The 16,324-nt window shown below is 64.4% G+C and carries 12 protein-coding genes and 1 riboswitch; of the genes, 7 read left to right on the forward strand and 5 right to left on the reverse strand.

Features of this window, described 5'->3' with window-relative positions; all coding sequences use genetic code 11:
- Positions 1-11: 11 nt before the first annotated feature.
- From ACYVGK_RS14290 to gcvP, 3 genes are all read left to right on the forward strand, one after another.
- Positions 12-935 carry a LysR family transcriptional regulator gene (locus ACYVGK_RS14290; RefSeq protein WP_460734851.1) on the forward strand — a complete coding sequence of 308 codons (924 nt, stop codon included), beginning with the start codon at positions 12-14 and terminating at the stop codon, positions 933-935.
- A 100-nt stretch (positions 936-1,035) separates the two neighbouring features.
- Entirely contained in the window at positions 1,036-2,403 is a 1,368-nt protein-coding gene (locus ACYVGK_RS14295; protein WP_460734853.1) for a sensor domain-containing diguanylate cyclase, read from the forward strand.
- A gap of 382 nt (positions 2,404-2,785) precedes the next feature.
- Positions 2,786-2,928, forward strand: a riboswitch (glycine riboswitch).
- Between the two features lie 59 nt (positions 2,929-2,987).
- Entirely contained in the window at positions 2,988-5,873 is a 2,886-nt protein-coding gene (gene gcvP / locus ACYVGK_RS14300; protein ID WP_460734855.1) for an aminomethyl-transferring glycine dehydrogenase, read from the forward strand.
- A gap of 87 nt (positions 5,874-5,960) precedes the next feature.
- Here gcvP and ACYVGK_RS14305 read toward each other — a convergent pair whose 3' ends face one another.
- The 3 genes from ACYVGK_RS14305 to ACYVGK_RS14315 form a co-directional block, all read right to left on the reverse strand.
- Positions 5,961-7,322: a hypothetical protein gene (locus ACYVGK_RS14305; RefSeq protein ID WP_460734857.1), complete on the reverse strand. Its 1,362-nt coding sequence runs from the start codon at positions 7,320-7,322 to the stop codon at positions 5,961-5,963.
- A gap of 297 nt (positions 7,323-7,619) precedes the next feature.
- The gene (locus ACYVGK_RS14310; protein WP_460734859.1) at positions 7,620-7,901 is read right to left on the reverse strand and encodes a hypothetical protein; all 282 of its coding nucleotides are present in this window, start codon (positions 7,899-7,901) and stop codon (positions 7,620-7,622) included.
- A gap of 151 nt (positions 7,902-8,052) precedes the next feature.
- Complete coding sequence (locus ACYVGK_RS14315) at positions 8,053-10,713, reverse strand: M1 family metallopeptidase (RefSeq protein WP_460734861.1); 2,661 nt, start codon at positions 10,711-10,713, stop codon at positions 8,053-8,055.
- Between the two features lie 320 nt (positions 10,714-11,033).
- On the opposite strand from ACYVGK_RS14315, the gene ACYVGK_RS14320 reads away from it, so the two are divergent.
- The 3 genes from ACYVGK_RS14320 to ACYVGK_RS14330 are packed head-to-tail and all read left to right on the forward strand — an operon-like array spanning position 11,034 to position 13,504.
- Positions 11,034-12,323, forward strand: a complete 1,290-nt coding sequence (locus ACYVGK_RS14320) for a sensor histidine kinase (RefSeq protein ID WP_460734863.1) — start codon at positions 11,034-11,036, stop codon at positions 12,321-12,323.
- On the forward strand, positions 12,316-13,095 hold the full coding sequence (locus ACYVGK_RS14325; RefSeq protein WP_460734865.1) for a LytR/AlgR family response regulator transcription factor: 780 nt from the start codon (positions 12,316-12,318) through the stop codon (positions 13,093-13,095). Before ACYVGK_RS14320 ends, ACYVGK_RS14325 begins: the two co-directional genes overlap by 8 nt.
- A 52-nt stretch (positions 13,096-13,147) precedes the next feature.
- Positions 13,148-13,504, forward strand: a complete 357-nt coding sequence (locus tag ACYVGK_RS14330) for a hypothetical protein (protein WP_460734866.1) — start codon at positions 13,148-13,150, stop codon at positions 13,502-13,504.
- Positions 13,505-13,602: 98 nt separating this feature from the next.
- Here the strand turns inward: ACYVGK_RS14330 and fghA are convergent, their stop codons facing one another.
- Positions 13,603-14,436 carry an S-formylglutathione hydrolase gene (gene fghA, locus ACYVGK_RS14335; protein WP_460734868.1) on the reverse strand — a complete coding sequence of 278 codons (834 nt, stop codon included), beginning with the start codon at positions 14,434-14,436 and terminating at the stop codon, positions 13,603-13,605.
- A gap of 1 nt (position 14,437) precedes the next feature.
- Entirely contained in the window at positions 14,438-15,547 is a 1,110-nt protein-coding gene (locus ACYVGK_RS14340; protein ID WP_460734870.1) for an S-(hydroxymethyl)glutathione dehydrogenase/class III alcohol dehydrogenase, read from the reverse strand.
- Between the two features lie 163 nt (positions 15,548-15,710).
- On the opposite strand from ACYVGK_RS14340, the gene ACYVGK_RS14345 reads away from it, so the two are divergent.
- A complete protein-coding gene (locus ACYVGK_RS14345; protein ID WP_460734872.1) occupies positions 15,711-16,163 on the forward strand; it encodes a hypothetical protein in 453 nt (150 codons plus the stop codon).
- Positions 16,164-16,324 lie beyond the last annotated feature (161 nt).

The raw sequence follows: 16,324 nt of genomic DNA on the forward strand, positions 1-16,324 counted from the left end.
CAATCGATGGCATGCCCGCATCGCCTGCCACCCGCCCCCGTCGCACCGTCTCGCTGGATCGCCTGCAATGGTTTCTCGCCGTGGCCGAAGCCGGCGGGTTCACCGCGGCGGCGCAGCGGCTGGACATCAACAAGACGGTGCTCAGCCAGCAGATCGCCAAGCTCGAGAACGAACTCGGCGGCGCGCTGTTCACCCGCACCACGCGGCGCGTCGAGCTGACCGAAGCCGGCCAGCGACTTCTCGACGAATCCGCGCCGTTGCTGCACGAATTGGCGGCTTCGGTGGCGCAGTTCAACGAAGCCACTACAGAACCCAGCGGCACGCTGCGCATCACCGCGCCATCCGACTACGCCGCCAACGTGCTCGGTCCTGCGCTCGCGGCGTTCCATCGCGAACATCCACGTCTGCAGGTCGATCTGATCGCCACTGACGATGTGCTCGATCTCGTCGGCGAACGCATCGACATCGCCGTGCGCTTCGGCTGGCTGCGCGACTCGACGATGCGCGCGGTGCGGATTGGCGACTTCTCGCAGATGGCCGTGGCCGCACCGGCCTATCTGGCGCAGCACGGCACGCCCAGGCAGCCGGAGCAACTCGCCTCGCATGCTTGGATCGCGCTGAGTCTGCTGCGCAGCCCTTTGACCTGGCGCTTCTCTGGCCGTAGCGGCAAACAGGTCACGGTGCGTATGCGCTCCGGCCTGCGCGCCAGCTCGCCGCAAGGCGTGCTTGGTCTGCTGCGCGGGGGGGCGGGCATTTCCGTAGTCGCCGACTTCACTGCCGCCGCCGATCTGCGCGACGGAACCCTGCGCCAGCTCCTGCCCGAGTGGTCGTTGCCCAGCGGCGGCATCCATCTGGTGTACCCGGCCACGCGCCAGCCGGCGGGCAAGGTCCGGCACTTCATCGACTTCTTTCGTGACTGGCGGGCTAACGGATAACAGCAATCCCAAACCCGGTCGCGGAACGAGTGCAATCCACGTCACGAAATGCCGGGGCGTCTTAATGAAAGCTCCACATCCCGGCGGCTACCTTGCCTCCATGCTCATACAGCACTCGCCATCGGACGGCGTGCCGGCGCCAAAACGCCGGATACGTCGGCTCATCGCGGAACTGCGCATCCTGCGCGCGGCGATGGACGAGCTGTCGGCTTTCGTCTATGCCAAGGACCTGGCGGGTAAATACACCTTCGCCAATCGCGCCATGCACAAGCTGTATCAAAAACCGCTTACCGAAATCCTCGGCCACGACGACACCGACTTCTGGGATCCGCCGCGCTCCCAGGCGCTGTGGAAGAACGATCGCAGCGTGATCGAGGGCGGCAGGCGTCTGGAGGCCGAAGAACAGCTGGCCCAGCCCGGCCGCGATCCGCGCACCTATTTCAGCGTGAAAGCGCCGGTGCGCGATGCGCGTGGACACATCACCGGCATCGCCGGCATCTCCACCGACATCACCCACTTCAAGCAGATGGAATCCGAGTTGCGCCACAAGAATGCGCTGCTCGAATCCGTACTCGAGAACGTCGACGCCTGCATCTACACCAAGGACCGCGCGCGTTGTTACACCTATGCCAACGCCAAGATGGCGGCGGTCGCAGGACGTACGCCGACGGAACTCATCGGCCATGCCGACGAGGAGCTGGTTTCAGCCGAAGTGGCCGCCAACTGGCGCGTGCTCGACGATCGCGTGTTCGCGACCGGGGAAACCCAATCCGGCGAGCAGATCGTGTGCATGCCGGGCGGCGAAGTTCGCCACTTCTGGGTCGTGCAGATTCCCCAGCGCGATGCCAATGGCGATGTCGTCGCGCTGCTGGGCATCGCTACTGACTTCACCGAGTTCTACCAGCTGAAGGAAAAGTTGGCGCGGCAAGCGAACACCGACGAGCTCACCGGCGTACGCAATCGCCGCAGCCTGTTGCAGAGCGCGCGCCGCGAGTTCTCGCGTGCGGTCCGCTACGGACACCCGCTGGCGGTGCTGATGGTCGATATCGACTATTTCAAGCCGATCAACGATCGCTACGGCCACGACGTCGGCGACCATGTGCTGAAGGCATTGGCGAAAGCATTGAGTGCCGAGTTGCGCGACAGCGATGTGCTCGGCCGGCTGGGCGGAGAGGAATTCGGCGTGGTCTTGCCCAACACGACCGGCGCCGGCGCCGCGATCGTGGCCGAACGCCTGCGCACGCGCGTCGATGCGCTCTGCTTGACCGGCGACTGGGGCGACTCAATCGAACCCAAGATCAGCATTGGTGTCGCCTGCATCCACGGCGCCGAGCGCATCGAGGTCGTACTCAAGCGCGCGGACCAGGCGCTGTACGCGGCGAAGGCGGCCGGACGCAATCGGGTGTTCAGTGCCGACGATCTGCCGGATGCGGACGACTCCTGCGGAACGGTCGTTGCCACTTCCTAGCTAACCGGCGCGAACGCGTCTGGGAACTACTAATCATCTTCTCCCCGCGTGCGGGGAGAAGATGCCCGAAGGGCAGATGAGGGGCGGCTTTTGCTTCTCGCGACACGCCCCCTCACCCTGCGTCGCTGCGCGACGCGGTCCCTCTCCCCGCAAGCGGGGCGAGGGTTCACACCGAGCGGCCAGGCGGCCGGGAAACTGAACGAGCCGTCCCAGGCGACCATGTGGGGAGCTGTCCCTGAGACGCAGCGGCAGCCCGCTCGCAACGGCTATAATTCCCGCTTCCACGCACACGGTGGGAGAAGCGGACCGGACCGACAGGGGACGGGGCCGCTGCCGAAGGCGCAACCGCCCGGAATCGCTCAGGCCCACGTACTTCCGTGTCGCGAAAAACTCTGGAGAGACCGACTCGCAGCGGCTGGACACCATCGCGAGAACCGGCGCCGAAGGGGCAAGAAGCCGCGCAGGGATCACCCTCCCCACCCCGCGCGCTTCCAAACTCTCAGGCAAAAGGACAGAGGGGCACTCCAACGTGCGAGTTCCGCACGTCCCGGCCTTTACTTAGGCCTACTCCGGATGCCCCTTCGATGAGCCACACCTCGCTTCGCGCACTCGAACACCACGACGCCTTCCTCGAGCGCCATATCGGCCCCAATGACGCCGAAATCGCGCACATGCTGCGCGTCGTCGGCCATGACTCCCTCGAAGCGCTGACGGACGCCATCGTCCCGGCTTCGATCAAGTCCGCCAACCCGCTCGCGCTGCCGGCGCCGATCACCGAAGTCGAAGCCATCGCCAAGATCCGCGAGGTCGCGACCAAGAACCAGGTGTTCAAGTCGTTCATCGGCCAGGGCTACTACGGCACGCACACCCCGAACGTCATCCTGCGCAACATCCTCGAGAACCCCGCGTGGTACACGGCCTACACGCCGTATCAGGCCGAGATCTCGCAGGGCCGCATGGAAGCGCTGATCAACTTCCAGACGCTGTGCGCCGACCTGACGGGCATGGAGATCGCCAACGCCTCGCTGCTCGACGAAGCCACCGCCGCCGCCGAAGCGATGACGCTGGCCAAGCGCTCGTGCAAGTCGAAGTCGAACGTCTTCTTCGTTTCCAACGGCGTGCATCCGCAGTCGCTGGAAGTCATCCGCACCCGCGCTGAACCGCTGGGCATCGAGATCGTGGTCGGTAACGACGCCGATGCAATGAACCTCGACGCCTTCGGCGTGATGCTGCAGTACCCCAATACCTTCGGTCAGATCGGCGATTACAAGGCGCTGGCTGACGCCGTGCATGCACGCGGCGGCCTGGTTGCCGTCGCCACCGATCTGCTCGCGCTGACCCTGATCGCCGCTCCGGGCGAATGGGGCGCCGACATCGTGGTCGGCAACTCGCAGCGTTTCGGCGTGCCGTTCGGCTTCGGTGGTCCGCACGCCGCGTTCATGGCCTGCCGCGATGCCTACAAGCGCTCGATGCCGGGCCGCCTGATCGGCGTGTCGGTCGACGCCGAAGGCAAGCCGGCCTACCGCCTCACCCTGCAGACGCGCGAACAGCACATCCGCCGCGAGAAGGCCACGTCCAACATCTGCACCGCGCAGGTACTGCTGGCGGTGATGGCGTCGATGTACGCGGTCTATCACGGTCCGGAAGGCCTGATTCGCATCGCGCAGCGCACTCATCGCCTCGCCGCGATCCTAGCCGCCGCGTTGGGCAAGGCCGGCGTCAATGTCGGTCCGGATTTCTTCGACACCCTGCACGTCACCGGCATCGATGCCGCTGCGGCGCACGCCAAGGCCAAGGCCGCGCGCATCAACCTGCGTGCGATCGACGCCAGCAGCGTCTCGATCAGCCTCGACGAAACCACCACGCGTGACGACGTGGTCGCAGTGGCCGCGCTGTTCGGTGCCACCGCCGACATCGACGCACTCGATGCCGCCACCAGCGATGCGATCCCGGCCGGTCTCAAGCGCACCTCCGCGTTCCTGACCCACCCGGTCTTCAACACGCACCACAGTGAGCACGAACTGCTGCGCTACATGCGCGCACTCGCCGACAAGGACCTGGCGATGGATCGCACCATGATCCCGCTGGGTTCGTGCACGATGAAGCTCAACGCCACCGCGGAAATGATCCCGGTGACGTGGCCGGAATTCGGCAACCTGCATCCGCTCGCCCCGGCCGACCAGGCGCAGGGCTACAAGGAACTGATCGACGGCCTCGAAGCGATGCTGGTCGAGTGCACCGGCTACGACGCCGTCAGCCTGCAGCCGAACTCCGGCGCGCAGGGCGAATACGCCGGCCTGCTCGCGATCCGCGCCTACCACCGCGCCAACGGCCAGTCGCAGCGCGACATCTGCCTGATTCCGGATTCCGCGCACGGCACCAACCCGGCTTCGGCGCAGATGTGCGGCATGACCGTCGTCGTCACCAAGACCGACAGCAACGGCAACGTCGACGTCGACGACATCCGCCGCAACGCCGAGAAGTACAGCGACCGTCTCGCCGCGATCATGATGACCTACCCCTCGACGCACGGCGTGTTCGAGGAAGAAGTCGTCGAGATCTGCGAGATCATCCATAAGCACGGCGGCCAGGTGTACACCGACGGCGCCAACATGAATGCCCTGGTCGGCGTGGCCAAGCCGGGCAAGTGGGGTTCGGACGTCTCGCACCTCAACCTGCACAAGACCTTCTGCATTCCGCACGGCGGCGGCGGTCCGGGCGTCGGCCCGTGCGCGGTGAAGTCGCATCTCGCGCCTTATCTGCCGGGTGCGCTCGACAAGAACGCCCTGCGCACGCAGGGCGTGGGCAACGGCGACGTCGGCATGGTCAGCGCGGCGAGCTTCGGTTCCGCCTCGATCCTGCCGATCAGCTGGATGTACGTGACCATGATGGGCGCGGAAGGCCTGCGCAAGGCGACCCAGGTTGCGCTGCTCAACGCCAACTACATCGCCAAGCGCCTGGCGCCGCACTACGAGACGCTCTACACCGGTCGTAACGGCCTGGTCGCGCACGAGTGCATCCTCGACCTGCGTCCGCTCAAAGACTCGACCGGCATCAGCGCCGAAGACGTGGCCAAGCGCCTGATCGACTTCGGCTTCCACGCCCCGACCCTGAGCTTCCCGGTCGCCGGCACGCTGATGGTGGAACCGACCGAGTCCGAATCGCAGCACGAACTCGACCGCTTCATCGACGCGATGATCCAGATCCGCGACGAAATCCGCGCTGTCGAGGAAGGCAAGCTCGATCGCGAAGACAACCCGCTCAAGAACGCCCCGCACACCGCGACGGCCGTGTCTGCGAGCGATTGGACCCACGCCTACCCGCGCGAACTGGCCGCCTTCCCGCTGCCGTCGCTGAAGCTGCAGAAGTACTGGCCGCCGGTCGCACGCGTCGACAACGTCTACGGCGACAAGAACGTCATGTGCGCCTGCATTCCGGTGGATGCGTACAAGGATGAAGTCGAGGCGTAATCGACTTGTTCGACTGAGGCAACAGAAAAGCCCCGCATCTGCGGGGCTTTTCTTTTGCGCACAGAATCGACGCTCCTGACGGTTCGCCTATTTCCTGCTGCGGGCCTTCACGGCGCGAGTCACCTGCCGTGAACCTTTCACGGAAATGGCGGACGGTGCCGACGACTGCGCAGTGGGTACGAACCACGCTTCCTGCAGCCTGCAGACGGGGGCGCCAACCAAACGCGGATTGACGGTGAACACCATCGTGCGCGTGGCGGCTGCATAGCTGGCCGACAGCGTGCCCGACGCAGCATCGAGTGTCTTTTGTGTGGTGATGGTGAAGCTGGCGCTGGTCGCGCCTTGCGGCACCAGCACACTGGCGGGCACCGAAAACGCATTGCTGGCGCTGGCCAGCGACACGGTCGCGCCTCCCGCAGGCGCCGCGGCGCTGAGCGTGACGGTGCCCGTGGAGGACTGACCGCCGTTCACCGTCGATGGATTCGCGCTGACCGCATTCAACACCACGCTGGCCGGCTTCCATCCCAACTGGACGACTTCGAAGTCGCTCGCCGACAGCGTACTGAACGCCGGGTTGAGCACATCGTTGTTCCAGCGCACGTCGAAGGTGCCGGAGATGTACATGTCCGAACCATTGTCGGCAACGATCAGTCCGTACTTCTGCATCGCACGGAAGATCTTGCGCGCCGCCGGATCGCTGGTGCGCGTCGCCGGATCGGCACCGTTCACGCTGGTCTTCAGCCGCAACCGCGCGCCCATCGGCAACGCACCGCTCGTGCTGCCGGCGGTATGCGAACCCGGATAGACATGTCCATTGCTGGCCCGCACGGTCACGCGGAAGGCATGACGGATTTCCGTCACCGCGGGATCCGCTGCTTCGTCGTAACGCACCAACCCCGGAAAGATCGCCAGTCCTGCCGCATCCGCCGACGTCCAACCTTCCGGCCGACGATCGTTGCGCGAAAGGTCGAAGAACGCGCCCGATCCCGCGAACCAGCGCGCCTGTGAGGACGAGTACCAGACGTTGTACAGCTCGTACAAATGGCGATTGGTGCAATCGATGATCAGCAGGTGTCGATCCGAACTGGAACGCTGATCGACATTGCCAGCCGCGCCGCCTTCGACCCAGTGCGTCTGGGTGATCGCCTGCGTGGGAATCGGATAGAACGGCACACCCTTCCCGGTACTGTCGACGCCATCGCTCTCGTCCCAGTAGTCGAACGTGACCGCCTGTTTGGCCTGCGTACCACTGACAATCGCGTACGGAAACCCGTAGATCGCCGCGCTGCCTGGCGACTCTTCACCACCGAAATCCGGATGCAGGCGCCGCGTACCGCCGATAAAGGTGATGAAGTTGGCGGACGCAGGATCGACCGGCGCCGAACTGATGTCGGTATTCCACCAGTTGTCCACGGGGAAGATCGGCTGCGGCGGCGATGCGCCTTGCACGGGCAATGAAGTTGGACACTGCGCCATCGCGGACGGCAGCAGCAATGCAAAGCAGGCCAGGCCCGAAACCCAGCGAACGGCGCTCCGAAACATACGATCCTCGACAGTCCAGCGAAGGCCAAACCCGATGGTGTGAGCGGCCCGGACGGGCGTCAATCGGACGAGGCGGAGTCTGAAACGGGAATCACAGTTGTTTTGCCGCTTCGTTCACCGGGACCGGCGAAACGAGCCCTTCCGGAGCGCTTCGCCGCATGAAACCAGGGCGGGCGCCATGGATCGGCTGGACACTGGTGTCGCCTAGAGCGAGCCGATGGCAATGACAGCCAGGCAGACGAGACCCAACGCGAAGGACGCGATCCGCTGCCAGGTTCTCACGCGAGGATTGGTGACGAGCGAGTGGCCCGAACTCAGGACCAGGCCCAGCAAGGCAAGCAGCGCAAAAGCGAGCGTCCATGACCCGACGTTCCATATGAACAGATTGCCGGGGAAGGCAATGAGCAAACCCGTAGCAGCCAGCGCGAGACCAATGGCGGCGAGGATGAGCGAGTTAGGAACCGCAAACTTGCGATCTACTGTCATTGGTTTTGACGCCTGAATCGAGCTGTCTGCCTAGTATGTTTCAGCCGGATGTCGTTCGTCGCGACATTCCTCGCTTCGTCGTTCCTACCGGAATGCTCACCAAAAAAAGCCCCGCGATTGCGGGGCCTTTTTCAATTCCATACCAGCCGGATCAGCCGTTGCTCTTCAGCCACGCATCGATCGCCGGCAGGCGCTCCTTTCGCACCTTCACCCGGTACTGGATGTTGACGATCGCGGTATCCGTCGCCCGGCGCGAACCAGCCGCGATGTACTGATCGGCAAACGCCTTCAACTTGTCCACCGTCGCTGGATCCATCGAGTTGCGGGCCAGGCCAGGGTAGTAGCGGCTCAGCGACGTGGTATCGACCTTGGCGTTTACCAACTCGCGATGCGCAACGGCGTAGTCGAAGGCGAGTTCCGGATGCCACGAAGCCACCTGCGAAATCATGTTGGCGCTGTTGGTCTCGCCCGGCTCACCGGTCAGGGCCAGCTCCAGCGCACGCTGGGCCAGGCCGGCATCTTCCGCGGCCGACAGCAGCGCGTAGTACTCGTCCTTCACCAGCGGCGTCTTCTCGGCCAGTGCGGCGGTGTGCAGCTTCTCCCACGTGGCGGTGTCGGCGTTGCGCGCCACGACATGCAGGATGGTCTTGCGCAGCGCAGCCGGCGTCGCGTTGGGATCGGTTTCGCTGGCGGCATAACGACGGCGCGCTTCGTTGATCACCGAGGCATCGCCGAGCGAACCCAGCACTTCGATCAGATCCGTGCGCAGGATCGTCACCGGGTCGGATTCACCCGCCTTCGCTTCCCAACCCACGCGTGCGAACACCGGGGTGAGGGTCTTGATCGCGAAGCGGCGGAACTTTGTCTGGCGCTGCGCATCGCCGCGGTAGTAGTCGTCCAGACTGCTCAGGGAGCCGGCGATTTCGCCCCAGATCTGCGGATCGGCATCGACGGGTGTCGCCTTGGCCAGTTCCAGGAAGTCGGACGCCGGGCGCATGCCCGCCATACCCAGCGCCCAGGCATCGCCCATCAAACCCATCTGATCGATCGGCGCGAGTTTCGCGAAGCCCTTCTTGATTGCATCGAACTGCGGCGCCGCATACAGCGTGCGGTAGTAGCCGCTCTGCCCCGCGTTGACCACCACGGCGCCGCAACCCGGCACTTCCAGCGTGCCCGCGCCACCGGTCACGACGGTGCGCGCAGGTTCGCCGCCGAGGGTCTGCGCGATCACCGGGACGCGCCACTGCAACGGCTGCTTGTCGGGACGGTCCTTGGTGAACTCGCCCTGGGTCAGCTTCAGCGTGGTCTTGCCGTTCGCGCACGTCGCCGACTCGACCCGGATCAGCGGCACGCCCGGCTGCAAGGTGAAGTCATGCGCGATATCGAGCACCGGCTTGCCGGCGGCCGCCTGTATCTGACGCCACAGATCGTCGGAGACCGTGTTGCCGTAAGCGTGCGCCTTCATGTAGTTGCGCACACCATCGCGCCAGGCATCGCCCCCCACATAACCTTCCAGCATGCGGATCACCGCCGCGCCCTTGGAATAAGTGATGGCGTCGAAGGCCTGGCTGGCCTGCTCCACCGTTTCCACGTGCTGCACAACCGGGTGCGTGGAAGCGACCGCATCGCGCGACATCGCGCTTTCGCGGCTGCTGACCACGGAGAGCTGCGTGTTCCATTCCGGATGCAGCTTCGCGGTGGTGCGTCCGGCCATCCACGTGGCGAAGCCTTCGTTGAGCCACAGGTCATCCCACCAGCTCATCGTGACCAGGTCACCGAACCACTGGTGCGCCATCTCGTGTGCGGCGACGGAATAGATGCCCTGCTTGTCGGACTGGGTCGAAATCGACGGATCCAGCAGCAGCGTGTGTTCGAACGTGTAGATCGCGCCCCAGTTCTCCATCGCGCCGAAGAACTGGCTGGTGCCAGGCGATGCGATGTTGTCGAGCTTGGGCAGCGGGTACTTCACGCCGAAGTAGTCGTTGTATTCCTTCAGCACGCCGACCGAGGATTCCAGGGCGAACCGGGCCTGCTCAAGCATGCCGGTCTGGGTGACCACACCGACTTCGGTGTCGCCCGCCATCAGCGTCGCTCGCTCGAAGTCGCCCAGGCCGAAAAACAGCAGGTAGGTCGACATCTTCGGCGACTGCACAAACTTCACGCGCTTGGTGCCGTTTCCGAGATCGACCGATTCGGCCGTCGGCATGTTGCTGACGGCCATCTGGTTGGATGGCACCGTCGCGGTCAGAGTGAACGTGGCCTTGTAGTTGGGCTCATCCCACGACGGTACGAACTTGCGCGCATCGGAGTTTTCGAACTGCGTGTACAGCGCGCGCTTCTTGCCGGCCTTGGTGTCGTAGTCGATCGCGAACAGGCCATTGGCCTGAGTGCCGATCTTGCCGGTGTAGTCGGTGGTCAGCGTGTAGCGCCCCGGAACGAGCGGTTGGTCGAAGGCGAAAGTAGCCGTCTGCGCTTCGTTGTCGACCGACACCTTTGCTGTCAGCGGCTTGCGTCCCGCGCCAGCGAGCGTCGCGTTGGCGAACGTCATGTCGGCGGCGTTGAGGGTGATGGATCGCGTCGTTTCCAGCACATCGAGGGTGACGGCGACATGGCCGTCGAAGCGCATGGCCTGCGCATTCGGTACGACGGCAACGTCGTAGTGCGTGGGCCGTACCGTTCGCGGGAGCTGGGTGGTGGCGTCTTTCACTTCCGGCGCCGTTACTGGAGCGGCTGCCGTCTGCGGCTGTGCGGCCAGGGCGGAGCCAGTGCCCGCCAGGGCGAGCGCGATTGCGGTAACCAGGGTGCGACGCATGTGGTTTCTCGTGCTGGTGGCCAGCGTCTCGACCATGGGCCTGTCGACGCGAACCAAGGGGTGAAGGGACGGACCATGGTGCCGGCTGCGCCTACAGGCACCGAGCGCCAGAAGTCACGGCTGGATGTGCAGGCATGGCGATTTGGCACTGATTGCACACCGCACCGCTGCGCATGGTAGCTCCCGGCAACCGGGCGGGGCCCGGGATTCGTCCTCCCGATCGGCAGCTTCATCCCGCTGGCCGCGGTTCCGTCGCAGGCAGCCTCCCAGTGCGCTGCTGGCCGCTATTCTTCGCCGCAACCAATGCCGCGGAAGCCGCCGTGATCCGAAACATCTTCTTCGTCGCCCGCATCGCCATCGCCTGGGTGCTGGTCATGGTCCTGGCGAACGCCTTCTGGTCCGAGATCCCCTTCCTCGGCGAAATCCAGACGCCGATCGTGCTGTTCACCTTCCTCACACTGGGTCTGGTGGTCACCAGTGCGTTTTCGCATCTTCGCCGCATCCGCCTGATCGACGGCAGCGAGAACGCATCGCTCGGCAACCGCCAGCGCCGCCAGATCGAGATTCCGTTCGAAGCAGGCGAGGCCTTCGACCTGCTCGACGCCGCGATCCGCGAGCTGCCGCGCACCCATGAAATCGAGAGTGCCCGCGACAGCCTGCAGATCCGGGCCAAGGTGCAGCGCCAGGAAACCTATGGCGATCGCCCGCTGGGCAAGTACCACCCGATGTACTGGTTCGGCAGCACCCGCAACCAGATTCTGGCCACGGTCGCGCCCGTCAACGGAACCGGCAGCGTCACCTTGATCTGCGAACCGGAAAGCGGTGCGTGGAGCGACTGGTTTCGGGTCGACGATGGCACCAACCTGGAGAACGCGAATGCGATCACCCGCGCGATTGCGCGTCGCGTCTCCGAGCGTCGTCGCAACGAACGCGATGCCGCCACGCAAACCGCGACCGAGAAGGAGCTCACTGTCGCCCGCCTCAATCTGTTGCACGCACAGGTCGAGCCGCACTTCCTCTACAACACACTCGCCAGTGCCCAGTACCTGACCCGTACCGATCCGCTGCGTGCCGACGAGATGCTGGGTCACCTGATCCAGTACCTGCGCCACTCGTTGCCGCGCACGCAGGATGAGCTGGCCACGCTCGGCGATGAAATGGAGCGCGCGCTGGCCTATCTGGAAATTCTGAAAATCCGCATGGGACAGCGCCTGTCCGTGCAAACCGACGTACCGGAAGGCCTGCGTGGGACGATGCTTCCGCCGATGATGCTGCAGACGCTGGTTGAAAACGCGATCAAGCACGGCCTGGAGCCGCGCACGGCAGGAGGAACCGTGTGGATACGTGCGCGTGAAAGCGACGGCACCGTGTCGGTTACCGTCGCCGACGACGGCGAAGGCTTCAACGCGAAGACCAGCGGAACCGGCATCGGCCTGAAGAACGTGCGTGAACGCCTGCAGCTGGTGTACGGCAACAAGGCTTCGCTCGCCGTTGTCGCCAACTTCCCTACCGGTGTCGCCGCCACCATCGTTCTGCCGTCGGCGACGTCCGCAACAAGTGGGGCCGCCGCCTCTACTTCGGCATCGATGGAGAGCCCCAGCAATGTCTAAGAGCATCACTGCCGTCGTCGCCGAAGACGAGGCCCTGCTGCGCAGCGCCCTGCTCGAACAGTTGCGAATGGCATGGCCGGAGCTGGAAATCATCGCCGAGTGCGAAGATGGCGCCAGTGCGCTGGAAGCGATCGATGAACACCAGCCCGATGTTGCGTTCCTCGATATCCGCATGCCGGGCCTCACCGGACTGGAAGTCGCTGCAGCGGCGGCGCAGGCCAGCCCGCAAACGCAGATCGTCTTTGTCACGGCGTACGATCAATACGCCATCGACGCTTTCGATCGCGGCGCGATCGACTACCTGCTGAAGCCGATCGCACCCGAGCGCCTGGCGGCCACCGTGCAGCGGCTCAAGCTGCGCGCGGCTTCCGGCACCAGCGACGCTGCGGCGTTGAGCGAGGTACTGGAGCGCCTGGGTGCGGCACTGCCGAAGCAGACATCACGCCCACCGCTTACCTGGCTGACCGCGAGCGCGGGCCGCGAGACGCGACTCATCCTTGTCGACGACGTCGCCTATTTCCGCGCCGACAACAAATACACGACGGTGATGACGGCCGAGGGCGAGGCCTTGCTGCGTACGCCGATCCGCGAGCTGCTGGAAGTTCTGGACACCGATACGTTCAAGCAGATTCATCGCTCCACCATCGTGAACCTCAAGGCGATCGCTTCGATCGTGCGCGACGACACCGGCAAGGGCACGGTCCGACTGAAGAACCGACCCGAGACGCTGACCGTCAGCCAGCCGTTCATGGCGCTGTTCCGGCACATGTAGCCGTTTTGCACGCCGCCATTGCCCTCATACGCAGTGACTGCAAGGAGCCGTCATGCACACCCTCATCGCCGCGATCTATTTTCTTCTGGCTCTGTTCGGCTTTGCCTCCAGCGGCACGACGTTGATCACCCGATCCACTGTCGATGGCGCCGACGCCATCTATAGCCGCACCCGCTTCGAAGCCGGCGTCGCGCACTTTGAATGCATTGCCAGCGCGAGTGGCGCGTGTCACTACACGCTATTCCCTCGCCGGTGCGCATCCCTGGACGGGAATTGCGGCGATCGACCGATGGATCGCCTCACTATTCCGGCTGGAAGCCAGCGCGAGGTGATCGGCCTTCGGGAATTCGATGCGTGCGTGGCCGAGGATGACGCGGCGAGGCGTCGGGATTGTTCGCGGCCCCAGTAGAACGGGCCCAGCAGGGACCGTTGCTCTGGAGGCGACTACGGTCGTCTTCTCCGCATCTACCTCCCGTTGAGGCAAACCCCATGCACTGCCGGAAGGAGCTAACGATGCAACGCCACCGCGTGATGCGCGATGTGATCGCCGATGAAGCTAGAAATGAAGTAATAGCTGTGGTCGTAACCGGCATGGCGGCGTAGCGTCAGCGGATGGCCGCTCTCGCGACAGGCCGCTTCCAGCAACTCGGGCTGGAGTTGCATTGAGAGAAACTCATCGGCTTCGCCCTGATCCACCAACAGCATAAGCCGCTCTGCACGGGCTACGCGTAGCAGTTCACAGGCGTCCCAATCTTTCCAAGCGCTGCGGTCTTCCCCCAGGTACGCCGCGAATGCCTTTTGCCCCCAGGGCACCTGGGAAGGCGCAACGATCGGCGAAAATGCCGAGACGCTGCGATAGACGCCAGGATTGCGTAGCGCAAGCACCAGGGCACCATGTCCACCCATCGAATGGCCACTGATGGCGCGCGCATCGGTTGCATCGAACTTGGCTTCGACCAGCGATGAAAGCTCTTCGAGGACGTAGTCGTGCATGTGGTAATGCGCGGACCATGGTGCCTGCGTGGCATTGAGATAGAAGCCCGCGCCCTGCCCCAGGTCGTACCCGTCGGCATTCGCGACGTGCTCGCCACGCGGACTGGTGTCGGGAGCGACCAGAATCACGCCGTGCTCGGCCGCGTAGCGCTGCGCACCAGCCTTGGTAATGAAGTTCTGTTCGGTGCAGGTCAGGCCGCTCAACCAGTACAACACCGGACATCTCGCGTGTCGCACATGAGGCGGCAGATAGATGCCGAAGCGCATGTCGCAGTCCAGCACGCTGGAACGATGCTGCCAGACTTCCTGGCTGCCGCCGAAGCAGGCGTGACTCTCGATCCTTTGCATGTCAGTAATGGATCACCGTGCGGATGGACTTTCCTTCGTGCATGAGATCGAAGGCGTCGTTGATTCGATCCAGCGGCAGGGTGTGCGTGACGAAGGGTGCAAGCTGGATCTCACCACGCATCGCTTGCTCAACCATGCCTGGCAACTGGCTGCGTCCCTTGACGCCGCCGAAGGCGGTGCCCTTCCACGTGCGCCCGGTCACCAGCTGAAACGGACGCGTGGAGATCTCCTGCCCGGCGCCCGCGACACCGATGATCACCGACTGGCCCCAGCCGCGATGGGCACATTCGAGCGCGGCACGCATCACGTTGACGTTGCCGATGCATTCGAAGCTATGGTCCACGCCCCAACCGGTCATCTCGACGACCACCTGCTGCACGGGCTTGTCGTGATCCTTCGGATTGATGAAGTCGGTGGCGCCCATTTCCCTGGCCGTAGCAAACTTGTCCGGATTCGTATCGATCGCGATGATGCGACTGGCCTTTGCCTGGCGCGCGCCCTGGATCACCGCCAGACCGATGCCACCCAGTCCGAATACCGCGACGGTGTCGCCCGGCTGCACCTTTGCCGTGTTGTGAACCGCACCGATACCGGTGGTAACACCACAACCGAGCAGGCAAACCTGTTCGTGATCCGCCGCCGGATTGATTTTTGCCAGCGACACTTCGGCAACGACCGTGTACTCGCTGAAAGTCGAGCATCCCATGTAGTGATGCACTGGCTGGCCGTTGTAGGAAAACCGCGAAGTACCATCCGGCATCACGCCCTTGCCCTGCGTCGCGCGCACCGACACGCACAGGTTGGTCTTGCCGGATTTGCAGAACAAACATTCGCCGCATTCGGCGGTATACAGCGGGATCACGTGGTCGCCCGGCTTCACGCTGGTGACACCATCACCCACTTCCACGACCACGCCTGCGCCTTCATGTCCGAGCACGACAGGGAACAGGCCCTCGGGATCGTCGCCGCTGAGCGTGAACGCATCGGTGTGACAGACGCCGGTATGGGTGATGCGGACCAGCACCTCTCCCGCGCGCGGAGGCGCGACGTCGATTTCCACGATCTGCAACGGCTGGCCAGGGGCGAATGCGACGGCGGCGCGTGATTTCATGGTTTTTCCTTCTATGAGCGGAATGCGATGCCGCAGGGCGGCGCGCCGCATACGGAGCGGCCGATTATGTGCGCAAAGCCGTGCGCCGGGCAGTCAGAAAAGGCACCGTCCGCGCGCCAATGGCCAGTGCGTCGAGAGGCGGGAATAAGCGGCCTGAATCGGCATGGCCCGCAACGCGCGGCACACGGCATCATGGCCCTTTCCTCTTGGGATCACGGCCATGGCCAACTCCTCTTCACACCCGGACTTCGCCGTCGGACAGGTCTGGCGTTGCAACGGCCGGACACCCGACGAGGTGCCGATGGTGCTGATCAATCGCATCGATGAGCACCCCATGGGTACGGGCAAGATCTATCACGTGTCGCTCAGTGGCATTCGCGTGAAGGGCGCCCCCGGCAATCCTGTTATCGAGGGGATGCCGCATATCCCGGTGACGGCGCAGACGTTCGAACGAAGCAACGCCGAGTACGTTCACATGGCCTCGCCCGACCCGGCCTATCTGGAGGGATACTCGCAATGGAAGCAGGAGTTCGATGCCGGCAACGCGGGCTCGTTCGGCGTGAGTATCGCCGAGGTGTTGAACTTCATCGAACGGGCGATGGCTTCGCGAGGCTAGTGCCGCCGCTGGTGTCGGCTACAAGAGCCCCGCGCATGCGGGGCTATTTTCGTATGGCGCCTTTGCTCACCTCCCCTCACCCTGCTTCGCTTACGCGAAGCGGCCCTCTCCTCGCAAGCGGGGCGAGGGGTGATCGCGGGCGGGCGAGCGAGCGGAAGGCC

The sequence above is a fragment of the Lysobacter tyrosinilyticus genome, from assembly GCF_054779815.1.